The sequence below is a fragment of the Pontibacillus litoralis JSM 072002 genome (genome assembly GCF_000775615.1).
Classification (GTDB): domain Bacteria; phylum Bacillota; class Bacilli; order Bacillales; family BH030062; genus Pontibacillus; species Pontibacillus litoralis.
Window position 1 is genome coordinate 230,830 of the sequence record NZ_AVPG01000001.1, and the last position, 18,670, is coordinate 249,499.

General features: G+C 39.4%; 18 protein-coding genes. 2 read left to right on the forward strand and 16 right to left on the reverse strand.

What is annotated here, in order from left to right; all coding sequences use genetic code 11:
* Window positions 1–3: 3 nt before the first annotated feature.
* The 7 genes from dtd to N784_RS01205 all read right to left on the reverse strand — a co-directional run bounded on the left by dtd (window position 4) and on the right by N784_RS01205 (window position 9,016).
* Complete coding sequence (dtd, locus tag N784_RS01175; protein ID WP_036831157.1) at window positions 4–450, reverse strand: D-aminoacyl-tRNA deacylase; 447 nt, start codon at window positions 448–450, stop codon at window positions 4–6.
* Between the two features lie 12 nt (window positions 451–462).
* Entirely contained in the window at window positions 463–2,670 is a 2,208-nt protein-coding gene (locus N784_RS01180; RefSeq protein WP_036831159.1) for a RelA/SpoT family protein, read from the reverse strand.
* 168 nt (window positions 2,671–2,838) lie between these two features.
* Entirely contained in the window at window positions 2,839–3,351 is a 513-nt protein-coding gene (locus N784_RS01185) for an adenine phosphoribosyltransferase (protein ID WP_036831163.1), read from the reverse strand.
* Complete coding sequence (recJ, locus tag N784_RS01190; RefSeq protein ID WP_036831165.1) at window positions 3,341–5,692, reverse strand: single-stranded-DNA-specific exonuclease RecJ; 2,352 nt, start codon at window positions 5,690–5,692, stop codon at window positions 3,341–3,343. Before recJ ends, N784_RS01185 begins: the two co-directional genes overlap by 11 nt.
* A gap of 65 nt (window positions 5,693–5,757) precedes the next feature.
* A complete protein-coding gene (locus tag N784_RS01195; RefSeq protein ID WP_036831690.1) occupies window positions 5,758–6,084 on the reverse strand; it encodes a LapA family protein in 327 nt (108 codons plus the stop codon).
* Between the two features lie 127 nt (window positions 6,085–6,211).
* Window positions 6,212–8,581 carry a protein translocase subunit SecDF gene (locus tag N784_RS01200; protein ID WP_036831168.1) on the reverse strand — a complete coding sequence of 790 codons (2,370 nt, stop codon included), beginning with the start codon at window positions 8,579–8,581 and terminating at the stop codon, window positions 6,212–6,214.
* Window positions 8,582–8,689: 108 nt separating this feature from the next.
* Window positions 8,690–9,016, reverse strand: a complete 327-nt coding sequence (locus N784_RS01205) for a post-transcriptional regulator (protein WP_036831174.1) — start codon at window positions 9,014–9,016, stop codon at window positions 8,690–8,692.
* A 156-nt stretch (window positions 9,017–9,172) separates the two neighbouring features.
* On the opposite strand from N784_RS01205, the gene spoVB reads away from it, so the two are divergent.
* Window positions 9,173–10,720 carry a stage V sporulation protein B gene (spoVB, locus tag N784_RS01210; RefSeq protein ID WP_036831175.1) on the forward strand — a complete coding sequence of 516 codons (1,548 nt, stop codon included), beginning with the start codon at window positions 9,173–9,175 and terminating at the stop codon, window positions 10,718–10,720.
* Between the two features lie 41 nt (window positions 10,721–10,761).
* Here spoVB and N784_RS01215 read toward each other — a convergent pair whose 3' ends face one another.
* Genes N784_RS01215 through N784_RS01225 form a run of 3 tightly spaced genes read right to left on the reverse strand, consistent with a single transcriptional unit; the run spans window position 10,762 to window position 13,522 of the window.
* A complete protein-coding gene (locus N784_RS01215; protein ID WP_036831176.1) occupies window positions 10,762–11,442 on the reverse strand; it encodes a class I SAM-dependent methyltransferase in 681 nt (226 codons plus the stop codon).
* Between the two features lie 52 nt (window positions 11,443–11,494).
* The gene (locus tag N784_RS01220; RefSeq protein ID WP_036831177.1) at window positions 11,495–12,163 is read right to left on the reverse strand and encodes a DUF421 domain-containing protein; all 669 of its coding nucleotides are present in this window, start codon (window positions 12,161–12,163) and stop codon (window positions 11,495–11,497) included.
* A gap of 57 nt (window positions 12,164–12,220) precedes the next feature.
* Window positions 12,221–13,522 (reverse strand): ArsB/NhaD family transporter, encoded by a 1,302-nt coding sequence (locus N784_RS01225; protein WP_036831178.1) that lies wholly within the window; start codon window positions 13,520–13,522, stop codon window positions 12,221–12,223.
* Between the two features lie 127 nt (window positions 13,523–13,649).
* Between N784_RS01225 and N784_RS01230 the strand changes: the two genes are divergently transcribed.
* Entirely contained in the window at window positions 13,650–14,030 is a 381-nt protein-coding gene (locus N784_RS01230; protein ID WP_036831180.1) for a TIGR04086 family membrane protein, read from the forward strand.
* A 40-nt stretch (window positions 14,031–14,070) separates the two neighbouring features.
* Here the strand turns inward: N784_RS01230 and yajC are convergent, their stop codons facing one another.
* The 6 genes from yajC to ruvA are packed head-to-tail and all read right to left on the reverse strand — an operon-like array spanning window position 14,071 to window position 18,393.
* Window positions 14,071–14,334 (reverse strand): preprotein translocase subunit YajC, encoded by a 264-nt coding sequence (yajC, locus tag N784_RS01235; RefSeq protein WP_036831183.1) that lies wholly within the window; start codon window positions 14,332–14,334, stop codon window positions 14,071–14,073.
* A gap of 21 nt (window positions 14,335–14,355) precedes the next feature.
* Window positions 14,356–15,495, reverse strand: coding sequence for a tRNA guanosine(34) transglycosylase Tgt (gene tgt, locus N784_RS01240; protein ID WP_036831185.1), 1,140 nt, complete (start codon window positions 15,493–15,495; stop codon window positions 14,356–14,358).
* Window positions 15,496–15,522: 27 nt separating this feature from the next.
* The gene (gene queA, locus N784_RS01245; protein WP_036831188.1) at window positions 15,523–16,548 is read right to left on the reverse strand and encodes a tRNA preQ1(34) S-adenosylmethionine ribosyltransferase-isomerase QueA; all 1,026 of its coding nucleotides are present in this window, start codon (window positions 16,546–16,548) and stop codon (window positions 15,523–15,525) included.
* A gap of 19 nt (window positions 16,549–16,567) precedes the next feature.
* The gene (locus N784_RS01250; protein ID WP_036831189.1) at window positions 16,568–16,768 is read right to left on the reverse strand and encodes a DUF2905 domain-containing protein; all 201 of its coding nucleotides are present in this window, start codon (window positions 16,766–16,768) and stop codon (window positions 16,568–16,570) included.
* Complete coding sequence (ruvB, locus tag N784_RS01255; protein WP_036831191.1) at window positions 16,765–17,766, reverse strand: Holliday junction branch migration DNA helicase RuvB; 1,002 nt, start codon at window positions 17,764–17,766, stop codon at window positions 16,765–16,767. The genes N784_RS01250 and ruvB overlap by 4 nt, the downstream gene beginning before the upstream one ends.
* Before the next feature lie 15 nt (window positions 17,767–17,781).
* A complete protein-coding gene (gene ruvA, locus N784_RS01260) occupies window positions 17,782–18,393 on the reverse strand; it encodes a Holliday junction branch migration protein RuvA (RefSeq protein ID WP_036831193.1) in 612 nt (203 codons plus the stop codon).
* Window positions 18,394–18,670: the final 277 nt, after the last annotated feature.

The following is an 18,670-nucleotide window of genomic DNA, read 5'->3' on the forward strand; positions in this document are numbered from 1 at the left end:
TATTTACCGTTCTGCTGTGTCTAATATTAACGTAACAGGCCCTACGTTAGTTAAAGATACATCCATCATAGCTCCAAAGCTTCCAGTCTCTACCTCTACACCTTGTTTTCGCACCATTTCATTAAACGCTTCATACAATTGTTTGGCAGGCTCTGGCTTCGCTGCATTCATAAAATTAGGACGTCTTCCCTTCCGGCAGTCACCATACAAGGTGAATTGAGAAATAGACAAAACTTGACCACCAATATCCTTCAATGAGAGGTTCAATTTATGGTCATCATCCTCAAATATGCGCAAATTAGATATTTTATCTGCTAAATACTTGGCATCCTCTTCTGTATCCTCATGCGTAACACCTAATAATACGACAAGTCCTTCTGTAATTTGCCCTGTTATTTCTCCTTTAACGGTTACGCTAGCATTTTTACCTCTTTGAATAACAGCCCGCATCGAATCTCCCCCTTATTGCAACACTCGTCTTACTGTATATACATCTGGAATTTGTTTGATTCTCTCTACGATTTTACGCATATGGTTCGTATCATAAATAAGTATGGTCATATGAATAGTTGCCATTTTATTACGATCGGATTTACCAGATACAGCGACAATATTCGTTTTCGTTTCATTAACGGCTTGAAGAACTTCATTTAATAAGCCACGGCGGTCATAACCAGAAATCTCAATATCTAAACTATATTGCTTACCTCCCGTCCCCGCTCCTTCCCATTCTACTGGTAATAAGCGTGGTTGAATATCTTCCGTCTGCACGTTTGGACAATCAGAACGGTGGACAGAAACACCACGACCTTTCGTGATGTACCCGACAATATCGTCACCTGGAACAGGATTACAGCATCTTGATAAACGTACAAGTAAATTATCTACCCCTTTTACTTTAACACCTGAATCCTTTTTCTTGGCAGCTTTGGAAGGGGGCTTCATTTCACTTTTCACATCTTCAATCGTTTCTTCTAAGTCTTGCACTTTCTCTTGCTGCTTGCGAATCTTCTCTGTTAATCGGGTCGCAATCTGCGCGGCAGTAATTCCTTGATAGCCAACAGCAGCATACATATCATCTTCATTATGAAAGTTAAATTTCTCACAGACACGCTGAATATTATCTGTCGTTAAAACCTCTTTCGGTTCTAAATCAAAGCCGCGAATTTCTTTATCGATTAACTCTTTCCCTTTGACGATGTTTTCATCCCGGCGTTGCTTTTTGAAAAATTGTTTAATCTTATTTTTAGCTTGAGAGGTTTGGGTAATCTTAATCCAGTCTTTAGATGGACCGTAGGAATGTTTAGAAGTCATCACCTCAACGATGTCACCGGTCTTTAATTTATAATCTAACGGTTCCATTTTGCCGTTAATTTTCGCACCAATGGTTTGATTGCCGATTTCTGTATGGATACGAAAAGCGAAATCAATAGGATTCGATCCTGACGGCAACTCAATCACATCGCCTTTAGGAGTAAAGACATATACCATATCGGAAAATAAATCGACTTTTAAAGATTCCATAAATTCTTCTGCATCGTGGGTTTCATTTTGCCACTCTAGAATTTCACGGAACCAACTTAAACGTTCATCAAAGGTTTGAGTGCTTTGATCGATTTGCTTTCCTTCTTTATAAGCCCAATGAGCAGCAATTCCAAACTCGGCAATGTCATGCATTTCCTGCGTCCGAATTTGAACCTCTAATGGATCTCCCTTAGGACCAATGACCGTTGTATGAAGGGATTGATATAAATTCGGTTTCGGCATAGCAATATAGTCTTTAAACCGTCCAGGCATTGGTTTCCAACACGTATGAATAATACCTAAAACCGCATAGCAATCTTTAATTGTACGAACGATCACACGGACAGCTAATAAATCGTATATTTCATTGAATTGTTTATTCTCTAGTACCATTTTGCGATAGATACTATATAAGTGTTTAGGACGTCCAGATATCTCAGCTGTTATGTTTACATCGTCTAATTGATTCTGTATTTCATCCATTACTTCCCCAATATAAAATTCTCGTTCATTTCGCTTCTGTTTCATAAGGTGAACGATTCGATAATATTGTTGTGGATTTAAATAACGTAACGCAGTATCCTCAAGCTCCCACTTAATTGTAGATATCCCGATGCGATGAGCAAGAGGAGCAAATATTTCTAACGTTTCATTGGAAATACGCCTTTGCTTCTCCGGTGGTAAATGTTTCAATGTTCGCATATTGTGAAGACGATCCGCTAATTTGATTAAGATAACGCGAATATCCTTCGCCATTGCTACAAACATTTTACGATGATTTTCCGCTTGTTGAGCTTCCTTAGATTTGTATTTGATTTTCCCTAATTTCGTAACGCCATCAACAAGCATCGCTACTTCTTCATTGAAGGCTGCTTGTAAATCTTCTACGGTTACATCAGTATCCTCTACGACATCATGCAAAAAGCCACCAGCAATCGTTACCGGATCCATCTCCAACTCCACGAGAATACCAGCTACTTGGACAGGATGAATAATATACGGTTCTCCTGATTTACGATATTGCTCTTGATGCGCTTCATGTGCATACTCGTATGCTCGGCGAATAAACGTAGTATCTTCTTTAGATAGATACGCGCCAGCTTGCTCCATCACTTCATCTGCTGTCAATATTTTATCTTTAGACATCCTATCACCTTTATACTAAAAAATTCTTCAAGCCTATTATTCCCATTATTTTAAAAATACGACTTTTACATTGTCGGTAAAAGTCGTGAATTGTAATCATTATAACACTTATTTCCGTATTAATATAGGAAAAGAGCACTCCTATTAGAGCACTCTTCATATAGCCTATTAATATTGCATTAGCGCAACAAGATCATACTGTTCTAGCTTCTCTCGTCCGTTTAAATAAGTTAATTCGACAAGAAAAGCACAACCTACTACAATGCCCCCTAATTCTTCTACCAGCTTGATAGTTGCTTCAATTGTACCACCAGTTGCTAGCAAATCATCAGTAATTAACACGCGTTGTCCGGGTTTAATAGCATCTTTATGAATCGTTAATACGTCCTTGCCATACTCTAATCCATAGTCTGCCTTAATCGTTTCCCTTGGTAGCTTTCCTTCTTTACGTACGGGAGCAAACCCTACTTCCATTGAATACGCAACCGGGCAACCAATAATAAATCCTCTTGCTTCAGGACCAACGATGATATCAATTTCTTTCTCTTTAGCATAGTCGACAATTTGATCGACAGCATATTTAAAAGCCTTTCCATTATCCATTAATGTCGTAATATCTTTAAATTGAATACCTTCTGATGGCCAATCTTGTACAACTGTTATATAATCCTTAAGATTCATTTATTACTTCCTCCTTCAATGGAAAAACGCCATTTATCTGTTCATCAAACCATTGTTTTAACTGTTTGTAAGTCGAAAAATATAATGTTTGTTCCACATGTAAATGCTGTTGTTTTGACTGATACAAAGTTGACGCAGTTAAATCCTTTTTCGTCGGATTAGCATGTAACGTTATAAGTCCATTCTCTATTTTAACAAATTCCAACTCAGAAAACACGTTCGCGATAAACTTAACTGTGTCATATGTCCAACCTTTATATTGTGCTAGCTTAGGACCTTCTCGATCTAGATGAAATTGCTTTCGCTTCATAAGCATACCGTAAAACCATTTAAAATGTTCGCGTGTTGGAACCGTATTTAAAAACGCCGCTTCCTCTGTATAATAGCAAGCATATATGTTATGAGGAGTCATTTTTTGCAGTACTATAGACAAGCGGTGTAAGGATGGTGGCAGGTCCATTAAAATTAAATGATCGACTTGCTCTAATGGAATTTCTTCTACCATATCGTCATCTAGTATCTCCCATGCATCGACATGTTCAAACACCCAATCATCCTTTTCCGTCATAGGCTGAAAGAAGATGGCAATTCCATTATGTGTAGGGACGTCCTTCATCACTTTTTGCAAATGACGATTTCCCCGATAATCAAATAATTGTCGATTCGCTACCTTCACGTCTCTCATCATTATTTGTGGTTTCTTTCGGCCATTCCATTCGTTAATCGATAATTCCCCGACGATAGAAATTGGGGAATGTGGAGATATTCTCGGATACAGATCACCTAATCCAAAACCAATCGCATCTAATTCATGGTCTTCTTCCCGCAATTTTAATTTTAAATGGTTTAATTTACTGCCGAGTTGCCGCATTTCTACTGGAGCGTATGACTCAAGGCAAAATAGCGGCTTTGGGTTCCCCATACCAAAAGGTGCTAAAGCGTTTATTTCTTCAATCGTTTGCAAACAAACATCCTTTAATAGGAGGCTACTGTCAATGCGTAACGTTTGGCGAAAGTCTTCTGCTGTTAACTGTAGGTCCGCTTGCTCACATAACTTATCCCTTAATAAATCAACATTCTCTATTGGAAGCGTCATACCTGCTGCTTGAGCGTGACCACCGAAATGGGTAAATAAATCTCTTACTTCCATGCAGTTAGTAAATAGATCAAACGCCTCAATACTTCTAGCAGAGCCTTTTGCTATATTTGCTTCTTGGTCCACCGTTAAAGCAATAACAGGACGATCGTAACGATTCACTAGCCTTGAAGCAACAATTCCTAATACGCCTTGATTCCAGCCTTCTTTCGCCACTACGATAACAGGAGGTAGTTCCGTTCCTGCCACTTGTAGCATTGCTTCAGCTTCCTCCGCTATATCAGCAACAATTTGTTTTCGTTCTTCGTTTAATGCATTAATTTGATTCGCTAAATATGCGGCCTCTTCATTTTCTTCTGTTAACAATAACTCAACAGCCGGGGCAGCATCTTGCAAACGGCCTACTGCATTAAGACGTGGTCCAATAGAAAATCCAACATCATCTTCTGTCATATGCCCTTCTATCCCACATACTTCTTTTAGTTGTTGTACACCAGGGCGGATTGAGCGTGTTAATGCCTGTAATCCATAGTAGGCTAATACTCGATTTTCTCCGATGAGAGGTACTAAATCGGCAATCGTGCCAATGGCAACCAAATCAAGTAAATGCTTCGGAAATTGCTCTAATAAAGCGTGTGCAAGTTTAAATGCCACCCCTACACCCGCAAGTTCTTGAAATGGATAATCTGAGGAACATTTCGGATGAACAACTGCGTAAGCGTTCGGCAATGTTTCTTGTACTTCGTGATGGTCTGTTATGATCAGGTCCATCCCTAATTGCTCGGCAACATTCGCCTCATGATGTGCAGCAATCCCTGTATCGACCGTAATAATAAGCTGGACGCCATGTTCCTTTGCTTGACGGAAAGCAGCTTCATTCGGTCCGTATCCTTCCGTAAACCGATTCGGAATATAGTAATCCACAATAGCTCCCATTTCACGTAACGTTTCCACTAAGACAGCTGTTGAACTAACTCCATCCGCGTCATAATCGCCAAACACAAGAATACGCTGTTGCTTAGCCACAGCGTCTCTAACACGTTCTACTGCTTTCTTCATATCGTGCATAGAAAGCGGATCGTGTAGTTGCTCTAGTTGCGGATGTAAGAAATGCTTCGCTTCTTCTTTCGTCTCTATCTTTCGTTGATACAATAATTGATTCGTTAATGATGATAATGTGTCATCTATTAAAAAGGAATTATCATTCATATTAATGAAATTCCACTTCGCTTTACTCGGTAACATAAATTCACCCCTGACTTATCTATTATACTAAAATAAGTCAGGAGTAGTAAACTAGAACAGAGTATTTAGCTATTTAACTGCTCGGGATGTTGCGCTTCTTCGATTTGTTCATCCGTCGTTCTTTCAGCGGTATTCGACTCGCTTGCTTCATATTGTTGGAGCTGCTTTTCTAAACTTTTTTTCTCACGCTGCAATCGATATACCTTTACCATACCAAAGGATCCTGTGATCAGCCCTCCCATTAATACGGAGCCAATGATGATTAGAATGAGTGGTGCTTCTCCTGTTCCGAATAAATAATCCACTTCTACAGGGTTCACGTTTATAACTGCAAAAACAGCTACTATAAGTGCAAATACTAATGCCAAAATAAAATTAGTTTGTCCTTTCATACATACCCCTTCTCCTTTCCACATCAAAACATTCGTAAATAGCATTCCCTTTATTTCAATAATAAAACGCCCATAATGATAGTTAAAAAGGCTTGTACAACACATCGCGTTATACAAGCCTTCCTTTTTATACTTGAGGTCCTTGTGGTCGTTTCTTTTTCTCATACTTAATTGGTTTCTTCTTAATCATGCTACCTCTCCAAACTAACCAGAGTTGAGCAGCTATAAACAAGGAAGAATACGTACCCGCAAATAATCCCACTACTAAAGCAAAAGAGAAATTCGTAATGGAAGATGCGCCTAACAAGAATAACATAAGCGCTGCGAATATGACGGTTAAAACAGTATTTATACTACGAGCAAGCGTCTGCATCAACGACTTGTTCACAATTTCCGCTAATTCATTAAACGTTTTGACACGTTTTTTCTTTTTCAAGTTTTCACGGATACGATCAAACGTCACAATTGTATCGTTTACGGAATAACCGACGATGGTCAAAATAGCGGCGATGATTGTAATATCAAATTCTAGTTGCGTAATGCTAAACAACGCTAGAATAAAGAAGGCATCATGTAGCAACGCAATGATAGCTGTTAAGGCAAAATAAATTTCAAAACGGATTGTTACATAAATAATAATACCAATCGATGCAATTAAGACAGAGATTAATGCGTTCTTCACTAGCTCTTGCCCAACGATTGAAGATACTACACTCGTACTAACGTTGTCTGGGCTACTATATTTCGTACCTATTTCCGCTTTCACATCCGCTATTTCATCTTTCTCTAATACCGTATCAAAGCGAACAACAGCAATTTCACCGTTATCCCCAGAAGCAACCACTTGTTTCGGTGGTAATCCAAGCGCTTCAAAGTCTTGCTCTACTTCTTCAATTGCAATTGGCTCATCAGCTTGAATTTGCACGCGAGAACCACTCGTAAAGTCAACACCTAGATTCAATCCTGCAAACGCAAGGAAGGCTCCTCCTAGTACAATTAACACAACTGATATGCCGAAGAATTTGTTGCGATGTTTCACAAAATCAAACGTACGACCAAACACTTTAGGTTCTAATTCTTCTCCGTCAGCAATATTTTGAATGTCTTTTTGTTTCACACCGAATAACCCAGGCTTCTTGTTCAACGCTTTACTTTGCACCCATAAACCGAGCAACAGCCGCGAACCATACACAGCCGTAATAAAGCTCAACACAATACTTAAAATAAGCATTGTCGCAAACCCTTTGACAGAGCTTGTCCCAAACGAGAATAATACAATGGCTGCAAGTAATGTTGTTATGTTCGCATCAAGAATGGTACTTAATGATTGCTTGTTACCTGCTTTAAATGCAGACATGGCTGATTTACCTGTTTTTAATTCTTCTTTAATGCGCTCATACGTAATAATGTTGGCATCTACCGCCATACCTACTCCGAGTACAAGTGCGGCTATACCAGGTAACGTTAGCACTCCGTTCATCCATTCAAACACGCGCAGTATTAAGAAAATATAAACGATTAATGTTACTGTAGCTACCATTCCAGGTAAACGATAATACACTATCATATAAAGCAAGATAAGGGCAATACCGATAGCACCAGCTATTACCGTTTGCTGCATTGCTTCTTCACCGAACTGTGCACCAACTGAATTGGAATACAATTCTTCCATATGTACAGGTAAAGAACCAGCATTTAAAATATTCGCAAGCTCAGACGCTTCTTCTTTCGTAAAGCTACCTTCAATCTGAACCGTATTGGTCATCAGTCTTTCACCGACCAATGGTGCTGAGATGAATTTACGTTCTTGTTCTGGCTTTTTCATCTCTTCTACGTATGAGTCCCCTTCTTCATAATCCATCCAAATAACCATAGCATTTGGTGGATATGGAACAGGTACATCTTCCTGCTTTAACGCAGCAACTTTTTCCGTTACTTGAGCAAAATCACCAGCTTTTTTCACTTCTAGTGTAACGAGTGGTTGTTTCGTCGTTTGGGAAAATTCTTGTTTAGCACTTCCTTCAACAAGGTCATTCCCATCAAAAATTTCCCCTTCATCTGAATCTGGGGCAACTTCATTTGATTCTTCTCCTAATTCTAAGCTAAGCGGTTCATCATTTATTCGAATCGGATCATCATCAATCGTTCGGAATGATAAGTCAGCAGAAGTGGCGATTAATTCCCTTGCCTTCTGTTGATCGTCTATACCAGCTAATTGAACCCGTATTCGATCATCACCTTCAATCGAAATATTGGTTTCGCTAATACCGAGTACGTTTACACGATTGTCAATTAACTCCACCGTATCCTCTAAAACAGCACGGTTTAATTCTTGCCCTTTTTCTAACGGACTAACCTCGTACAAAATTTCAAATCCGCCTTGCAAATCAAGACCAAGTCGTATGTCTTTTGCTATACCTTGTATTGTTGTTCCAATCGTTCCTGCAAGTAGCAAAACGATTAGAAAAAAAGCAACAATACGCCCTCTTTTAATCATGGATTCACGTTCCTCCTTCATGTGCAACACATGCTACCTGACGAAATAGGTATTCAATCAGAGAACTTTGTGCAATAAAGCAATTATAGAAAGTGGAGATAACTCCTGTCAATAAGTGTCTACATCCTTTACAAACTCTTTATCATTTGACTCTCCATCACGAAGTGCTTGAATAGATGCCATTAGATCATCTTCTTGATAAGCTTCTACCGTTATATAGCTCATGTACGTCCCGATAGGAAGATGATAAATTTCTTGAACTATTTCATATAGTCGTTTCGTCGGTTTCCCTTTCCACACTTTCTTAATCATGCATTTCCACACCTCTTCTTCATGCACTTTCGCGTAACCGAGCAATTGAAATTCCTCTACTTTACTTGTTAACACAGGGTAAACCAATGGCTTCCATTCGACTACAGTTTTCCCACTTTCCATATCTATTCCCTCCGGCAGCTCATTTATCGTTTCTATACACATTGATTGTCTATTATTTTTAAAAACTCTTCATAGCTTGTCATGCTTATCCAATCTCCTTGCATATACTTTCATTGTATATGAATTTTATTTTTTTGAGAAGGTAGGGCATGTGACATGACGAAGCAAACCTTTATACAAGGTACACTCATTCTCATCGCTGCTGGAATGATTACACGATTTCTCGGTTTTATAAATCGCATCGTCATCGCCAGAATTATGGGAGAAGAAGGGGTCGGCTTATATATGATGGCGATTCCTACACTTGTATTAGTCATCACCTTAACCCATTTTGGTTTGCCAGTCGCTATTTCTAAACGAGTGGCTGAGGCTGATGCTAAAGGGGATATAACAAAAATCAAAAAGATTCTCCTCATTTCCCTTGCACTCACATGTTTGTTAAGCACCATTTTCACAATAGGAATGATTCTACTCGCTCCTATCATCGCTCAGCATTTATTAACAGATGAACGCACACTCTATCCATTATTAGCCATAAGTCCAATTGTACCGATTGTTGCTGTTTCTGCTGTTATTAGAGGATATTTTCAAGGAAGACAAAACATGAAGCCACAAGCATACTCCCAAGTAATTGAACAAGTTATCCGCATTTCTTGTGTAGCTTTTTTTACGAAAGCGTTTATGCCTTATGGAGTGGAATTTGCAGCAGCAGGCGCCATGATTTCTGTCGTAATTGGCGAATTGTGTTCTTTATTATTCATGCTCAACATGTTCCAATTAAATAAACGGTTAAATATTCGATATCGTTGGATTTCTTTCATTAAGCAAAGTAAGCAAACGTTTCATGAACTTATGTCCATTGCTTTACCGACTACAGGTAGCAGGTTAGTCGGGTCATTGTCCTTCTTTTTTGAGCCTATATTAGTCGCCCAAAGCTTAGCGATTGCTGGTGTGCAAACTGCAATTGCTACGAAACAATACGGCGAGTTAACAGGATTCGCTTTACCTTTGCTATTTCTCCCTACATTTATTACGCAATCATTGTCTGTCGCACTCGTTCCGAATATAAGCGAAGCAAACGCGAAAAACGATCATTCATTAATACATTATCGCATTCATCAGGCCATTCGCTTATCCTTTGCTTCTGGTGCTATTGCTACCGTCGTACTCGTTCTTTTCTCCTCTCCAATCCTTACATTCATGTACGGCAATGATCATGCTACACGCCTGTTAACCATTATGGCACCTTTTTTCTTGTTGTTATATTTTCAAGCTCCGTTACAAGCGGCATTACAAGCATTAGACCTTGCTAAAGCCGCGATGTGGAATAGTTTGATTGGTGCTTTCGTGAAATTTGCTGTTCTGATTGCCTTAGCAACACGTCCCGAATTCGGTATTACCGGAGTAGCACTAGCTATTGTCGTCGGTGTTGTACTCGTTACGTTATTACATTTCTTCACATTAGTAAAGGCGATTAACTTTCGAATTAAAGCGTTTGACGTCGTTAAAATGATTAGTTTACTCGTTGTCACATGGTTGATTGGAAACTTGCTACAAGGGATATATAGTGATGTATCTAGTAGCATCTTATCTCTACTTTCTATACTCTCCTTGCTAACGCTCGCATACACTTTCCTCTTATTCGTTTTCCGATTTATTACGAAAGAAGAAATACAACAATTAATCGCTACTAAAAGAAAATAAACAAGGTTGCCATTATCGAGCACCTTGTTTATTTCTAATTGTTATGATTTTTTTAACATAAACAACCACATAAACGATAATGCTTGTTGCAGTTCTTTCGATAATCCTTCCTTCACATCTTGTGGTACATTCTTTTTATACACCGCTTCGCCATCTACAACTTTCCATCCTGTTTCCGTTGCCATTTGTTCAAATTCCCAAGGCATCATCGTATTACAGATAACCTCCTCACCAAATAACCGGCGGTAACTATTTTGACGAGGACCAGCAGTAGGACCTAACAATCCAACACAAACATATCCGGCTGGTTTTACGACCCGTTTTAACTCCTTAAGCACAGCACAGGGAGATTCCGTCCACTCTATTGAATTAATGGCAATTACTGCATCAAATGCTTCATCAGCAAACGGCAGTGCTTCTAGATCCCCCACTTGAAACTTCAAACGCTCTTGTGCTACTTGTGACGCATGCTCAATCATTTTCGGTGATAGATCTATTCCAGTAACATCATAGCCTGCTTGGTTCAATTTATAAGAGCCGTAGCCATCCCCACAACCAACGTCAGCTATCGAGCTTGTAGACGGCACGTGCTTTGCAAAAAATGGTGCGATGGTAGCTCTACTTCCATTCTCCCACATGCTCCGGCTTCTCTCTGACCAAAACGTAACATTAGAATCCCATTTCTTTTTTACCTCGTTGTGCCATTGAAAGGATTGTGTCATTTTTGCTTCCCCCACATTTCGTTCTTCTACATTTTATTCGATATCCATGTAGTTACTCCTCTTTTTCTTTGTCAAATTCATCAATATACCATTCGTTATGCTGATCAATCGTTAAGAAGGAAATGTTCTCGATGCAATGATAGCCGCGTCTATGTAATTCTGCTTTTAACCATTCTTCCTCTTTATCGTTATAACGTAAGTTCTCTAATTGTATTTCCCCATCAATGATAAGTGGTAATATATAGGCTTGTGAATCCGTATCGTCTTTCTTTTCGTACACGGATAATTTACCTGATGGTTCTAATATTGCAAAATCAACATCCCCTATACTTCGAACACCTTGCTCTCTTAATTGCATCATTAAATCATCAAAATTATATCTTTGTTTTCTCATTTCTTCTTCATCTATATTACCCTTTTTAATAATGACAGAAGGCCTTCCGTCGACTAACGTACGAAATGTTCGACTTTTTAGAGAAATCCATGCCGTCCCGCGCTGAATAAACAGTAATAAAACCATTGGAATGACGGCATGCATAAACTCATCCTGAGGTTCTTCAATCGAGAATACACCAATCTCCGCTAACATGACAAAGACGACTAGATCAATAATACTCAATTCTCCAATCTCTCTTTTCCCCATTAATCGAAAGATAAGTAAAATGATAAAATAAGTAGCAAATGTTCGCGTAACTATGATTACTATTTCATTGGCACCCAATTATGTTCCCTACTCTCGTTTTAGGAAGTATTGTTTACCACCTACCATTATTTATGCTTACAAGGAAGATTCGATAAACGGGAGTAAGTAACGTACATAAATGTAAATGGTGGAGACGATAAGGGAAAACAACACTACTGGAAAACCATATGCAATAAATTTGATAAACCCAATTGGCTGCCTAGCGCTAGAAGCTAAACCTGCCACAACTACATTTGCAGATGCACCTATTAACGTGCCATTTCCTCCTAGACAAGCACCTAATGCCAATGACCACCAAAGCGGATCTAAATTCGTCATTCCGTAAGATTCCAATTCTTCAATCACTGGAATCATAGCAGCGACAAACGGTATATTATCCACTACACCTGAGAACAAACCAGATACCCATAACATTAATATAGCTGTGCGCGGTAAATCTCCTTCTGTAAGCCACATCATCCCTCTTGCTAGTTCATCAATCACCCCGACTTGCTCTAATCCGCCGACAAGCATAAATAAGCCAATGAAGAAAAATAACGTCACCCATTCAACCTCTTGGAACACTTGCTCCGCATCAGCCTCACGATCTGTTAACAAAAGCAACAATAACGCTCCACATACTGCTACTGTCGTTAAATCGATATGAACAAACGCATGCATGAGAAACCCGATAATCGTCAAAGACAGGACACTTACCGATTGATAAAGCATTGGCGTCTTGCGAATATAATCATTGGCGTTTAAGTTCATTAATTCTTCCACATAGTCCCCTCTCGATCTTAAAGATTTACGGAACAGCAAAATTAAGCAAGCTAACGTACATATAAAGATAAGAAGTACGATAGGTCCAAGGTTAACGATAAACGACATAAACGTAAGGTGTTCTACTGCTTGCCCAATCATAATGTTTGGTGGATCCCCAATAAGCGTAGCAGTACCGCCAATATTCGCACTTAAAATGACAGTTAATAAATAAGGAAAAACAGGTAAATGTAATAAATTTGTTAACGTAAGTAAAATAGGCACGAACAATAAAACCGTTGTCACATTATCTAATAAAGCAGATCCAACTGCCGTGAAGATGCTAGTGACAATTAATAACGGGATCGGCGCACCTTTCACACGTTGTGCCATCATAATTGCAATGTATTCAAACAATCCTGTCTTTTTCGTTATAGAGATGAGCACCATCATGGAGAAGAGCAACGTTATCGTTCCCCAATCAATAAAATCAATAAATGCATCCTCCCATCGATAAACACCTGTTAGTAACATAAGGAGACCACCAGATAAGGCGACAAGTGCTCTGTTTATCTTGTCGGTCATAATAAATACATAACTTATTATAAATACAGTGATGGCCAGGGTCGTTTCCATACACCTTCCCCTTTTCTTGTCCATTTTTACTACTATATTCATACGGGAGCAGAAAATATTTTATTCTATTTCACTTTTTTCTTGAATAAGCTAGCAATAAGATGGACGAACAGGAGGATATAAGACCATGCAAAACAGAATAGTAGCAATTGTCTATGGGTGGGTATTTATTTTTATTGCGATGGCAATCACTAGTCTACTGTTAGCTCTTATATTGAAATTCACGGCGATGACAGAATCAACACTGCAATGGACGACATTAATAGCAGGACTACTCATCTTATTTGTAAGCGGGGTCATTACAGGGGTCAAAGGGAAAGAACAAGGGTGGTTATTAGGACTATTAACCGGAGGCGGCTTCTCTATCATTGTTTTTCTATTTCAGTTCTTGGCATATCAAAAAGGGGTAGGAGTGGAACAACTGTTTTCACACCTTTCGTACATGATTATGGCTCTTCTCGGTGGCATGATTGGGGTCAACATCAGTGGAGGGGATCAATCATCGTAAAAAAAGCGCTATTCTTTTTACAAGAATAAGCGCTTTTCCATTAGGCTTTGTTAACAACTTCTCTTACAGATGAACGATCATATGTAAGCTTGGAATTACCAGCACTAATAACAATTGTACCTTCATCAAGCGCATCAATTGTACCGTGCATACCACCAATCGTTATAACTTTATCACCTTTTTGTAGGTCTGCTTGCATTTGTTGAATTTGCTTCTGCTTCTTCTGTTGTGGACGAATTAGCAAGAAATAAAAGATCACAAACATTAAAATCAAAGGTAAAATTTGGATTACTAATGATGACACGAATTGTTCATCCTTCCTATATTAAAAGTTTTTAGCATTAGGTTTATTGAAGCCATACTGTTCAAAAAATGCTTCTCGGAAATCACCTAGCCTATCTTGACGAATAGCTTCTCTAACTTGCTCCATTAATTTTAACAGAAAATGAAGGTTATGATAAGTAGTAAGTCTAAAACCGAACGTCTCATTTGCTTTAATTAAGTGACGGATGTAAGCTCTTGAATAATTTCGACACGTATGACACGTACAAGCATCATCAATAGGGCCAAAATCACGAGCATATTTCGCATTGCGTACAACGAGTCTTCCCTTTGACGTCATACACGTTCCGTTACGTGCAATTCGCGTTGGCAATACACAATCGAACATATCTACACCACGTATGGCTCCATCAATTAAGGAATCTGGTGAACCAACGCCCATTAAGTAACGTGGTTTATTTTCCGGCATGAGCGGCGTTGTAAAATCAAGGACGCGATTCATCACATCTTTAGGCTCACCGACTGACAATCCGCCAATGGCATAGCCAGGAAAATCAAGTGAAACTAAATCACGTGCGCTTTGACGACGTAGTTCTTCATATTCACCACCTTGAATAATGCCGAATAACCCTTGATCATGAGGTCGTTTGTGCGCTTCTAAACAGCGTTCTGCCCAGCGACTCGTACGCTCTACTGAGCTTTTCATATAATCATAACTTGCCGGGTAAGGAGGGCATTCGTCAAAAGCCATCATAATATCAGAACCTAATGAGTTTTGAATATGCATGGCCTTCTCAGGTGATAAGAAGAGCTTCTCGCCGCTAATATGATTACGGAAATGCACCCCTTCTTCTTGAATATCTCTTAATTTACTTAAACTAAACACTTGGAATCCACCAGAATCCGTCAATATAGAACCATCCCAATTCATAAAGGAATGCAAGCCACCTGCTTCCTCTACTATATCCTCACCAGGACGCAACCACAAGTGATACGTATTCGATAAAATAATGTTAGCACCCATTTCCTTTAATTCTTCTGGAGCCATCGTTTTTACAGTGGCTAACGTTCCAACAGGCATGAACGTCGGTGTATCAAATGAGCCATGCGGCGTGTGCACTCGACCTAAACGAGCGCCTGTTTGCTTGTCTGTTTTAATTAATTCATACTTAATCGCCATCAGTATTTCCTTTCTTTGCTTGCATATTTTTTAGCGGATAAACATCGCATCGCCGAAACTAAAGAAACGATATTGTGCTTCAATCGCTTCTTCATACGCCTTCATGACCAATTCTTTTCCAGCAAACGCGCTAATCATCATGATTAGTGTAGATTTCGGTAAATGGAAATTCGTAATTAACCCGTCGATTGCTTTAAACGCATATGGCGGATAAATGAAAATGTCCGTCCAACCACGCGCCTCGGTAAAATCCCCGTAATCGCGGACAATCGTTTCAAGCGTTCGAGTAGATGTCGTTCCAACAGTAATAATACGACCGCCTCGCTTACGCACTTCCTTTAACTGATCTGCTGTTTGCCTAGTCATCTCATAAAACTCTGCATGCATCTCATGCTCTTCCACTGTGCCTGCACTAACAGGACGAAATGTACCTAAACCAACATGAAGCGTTACATAAGCAATTTCTATACCCTTATCTTGAAGTTCTGCTAATAATGCTTTCGTAAAGTGAAGACCTGCTGTTGGTGCTGCTGCTGAACCTTCTTCCTTAGCGTAAACCGTTTGATATCGCTCTTGATCTTCTAACTGCTCTTTAATGTACGGTGGTAAAGGCATTTCCCCTAAAGACTCTAACACTTCAAGAAATAAGCCTTCGTAATGAAAGGTGACAACTCTTCCGCCATGCTCCTTTACTTGTGTACATTGTGCAATCAAGGCTCCATCACCAAAAGAAATTCTCGTACCTATCTTCACTTTCTTAGCTGGCTTGACGAGAACTTCCCATTCATCCCCTTCTATTTGATGAAGCAACAACACTTCTACTTTCCCACCAGTATCTTCTTTCAATCCAAACAACCTAGCTGGTAATACACGTGTATTATTCAAGACAAGACAGTCGCCTGGTTGTAGAAATTGTGGCAGCTGGTAGAAGTGCTCATGCGTTATTTGTTCACGTTCTCGGTCTAAAACCATTAAACGTGACTCTGTTCTATTTAATAGAGGCGTTTGCGCAATAAGCTCCTCTGGTAAATGAAAATCAAAGTCTTTTATATCCATAGTTCTCTCCTATTCTTACTCAACGAATCTTTCCGAACACGTAAAATAATAATGATAACACAATACTAACGACAATAGACGTCATAAGTGGAAAATAAAACGTTACATTTCCCTTCTTAAAGGAAAAATCACCAGGTAACTTGCCAAATGCAGCACTTATAACACCAATCACAATAAAAATAATACCTATCGTGATGAACAGCTTAGAGAACTCCGTCACCCTTTAGGCACCTCCCGATGAAAATGCTCATACGCTTTATTGGTTACTAGTCTTCCCCTCGGCGTTCGTTGTATAAACCCTCTTTGTAGCAGAAACGGTTCATACACATCCTCTATCGTTTGCGACTCTTCTCCAATCGTTGCCGCAATCGTATCCAAGCCAACTGGACCACCTTTAAAATGATCGATAATACCGAGGAGAAGCTTATGGTCAATATGATCCAATCCTTCTTCGTCCACTTGCAGCATTTGTAACGCTTGTTTCGTTGTATCAGGTGATATGATAGACTCACCTTTCACTTGCGCAATATCACGTACACGCTTTAATAGACGATTGGCGATACGAGGCGTCCCCCTCGATCTACGAGCAATTTCTAAAGCGGCTTCCTTGCTTATTTGCACTTGAAAGATGTCTGCCGTTCGCTCGACAATCGCACACAAATCGTCATGATTGTAATATTCCAAGCGACTTAACACACCAAAACGATCGCGCAGTGGTGCTGTTAATAATCCAGCTCTCGTCGTCGCCCCGACAAGTGTAAATGGTGGCAAATCCAAACGAATGGAGCGCGCTTCTGAACCAGATCCAATAACGATATCTAAACAGAAATCTTCCATTGCAGGATACAGCACCTCTTCTACTGAGCGAGGTAAACGATGGATTTCGTCAATAAACAATACATCCCCAGCCTCTAAAGAAGAAAGAATAGCAGCTAAATCTCCCGCTCTTTCAATTGCAGGACCAGCCGTCGCACGAAAATTCCCACCCATTTCATTTGAAATAATAGCTGCCAATGTCGTTTTACCTAATCCAGGCGGGCCATATAATAACACGTGATCTAACGGCTCATTTCGCATTCTAGCCGCTTCAATGAATATCTTTAAGTTCTCCTTCGTCTTTGCTTGACCAATATATTGTGCCAATCGCTGCGGTCGAAGGCTCAGTTCTACCGACTCATCTTCCGCTTGAATATCACCACTAACCATACGATTATCCATGTTCCACCTCCTCTTCTACTTTTGCATCATAAATGCTAACCCTTTACGAACTAATTCATCAATAGAAGTTGTTTCCTCTTTCAATAATTTCGTGCGCACAGATTTCAACTCTCGATCAGAATAGCCTAACGCTTTTAATGCAGCCAATGCTTCCTCCACTTGTTTGTTACAATCAGGAGCAGACTGTTCATAAAACAGAGTACTGTCGTCATTCTCAACAGGCAGCCATTCTAATAACTTCCCTTTTAAGTCTAAAATCATTTGACGGGCTGTTTTTTTCCCTACTCCAGGGAACTTTGTCAAAAATGCATCGTCTTCCCGCTCAATTGCAGAAACGAAATCACCGACAGAAGTAGAAGCTAAAATAGCTAATGCCCCTTTTGGTCCTATTCCTGTTACATTTAACAACTTAGCAAATAATGATCGTTGTTCTGTCGTCTTAAACCCGTAAAGCATTTGTACATCTTCTCGAACGTAATGATAGGTGTGAATTCGAATAGATTGATTTATATCCGCTTGAAAGGCAAATGGATTACCACACGCAATATGATACCCTACCCCATTTGCTTCGACAACAATACTATTAGAATCAATGGTAGTTAATACCCCTTGAATATACGCAATCATTCAACATAACTCCTTCTCTTTCACTGTACTATTCATTTTACCATACTTAACGTCTGTACTCGATAAGGAATCGGACATACGTTCGTATCCATTTCACCTTTATAGAAAAAAAAGATCATGTTGACTGACCGGTCATAAATGTTTATGATAGAGTTAAGGAAAGTCTCAAATGTATAGAGGTGCTTGTTAATAACATGAAGACAATTGATCGGATTATTGAATATCTGAAATCATTAGGGGTCAATGCGGAAAAAGTAACGAGACAAGCAAAGAGCTC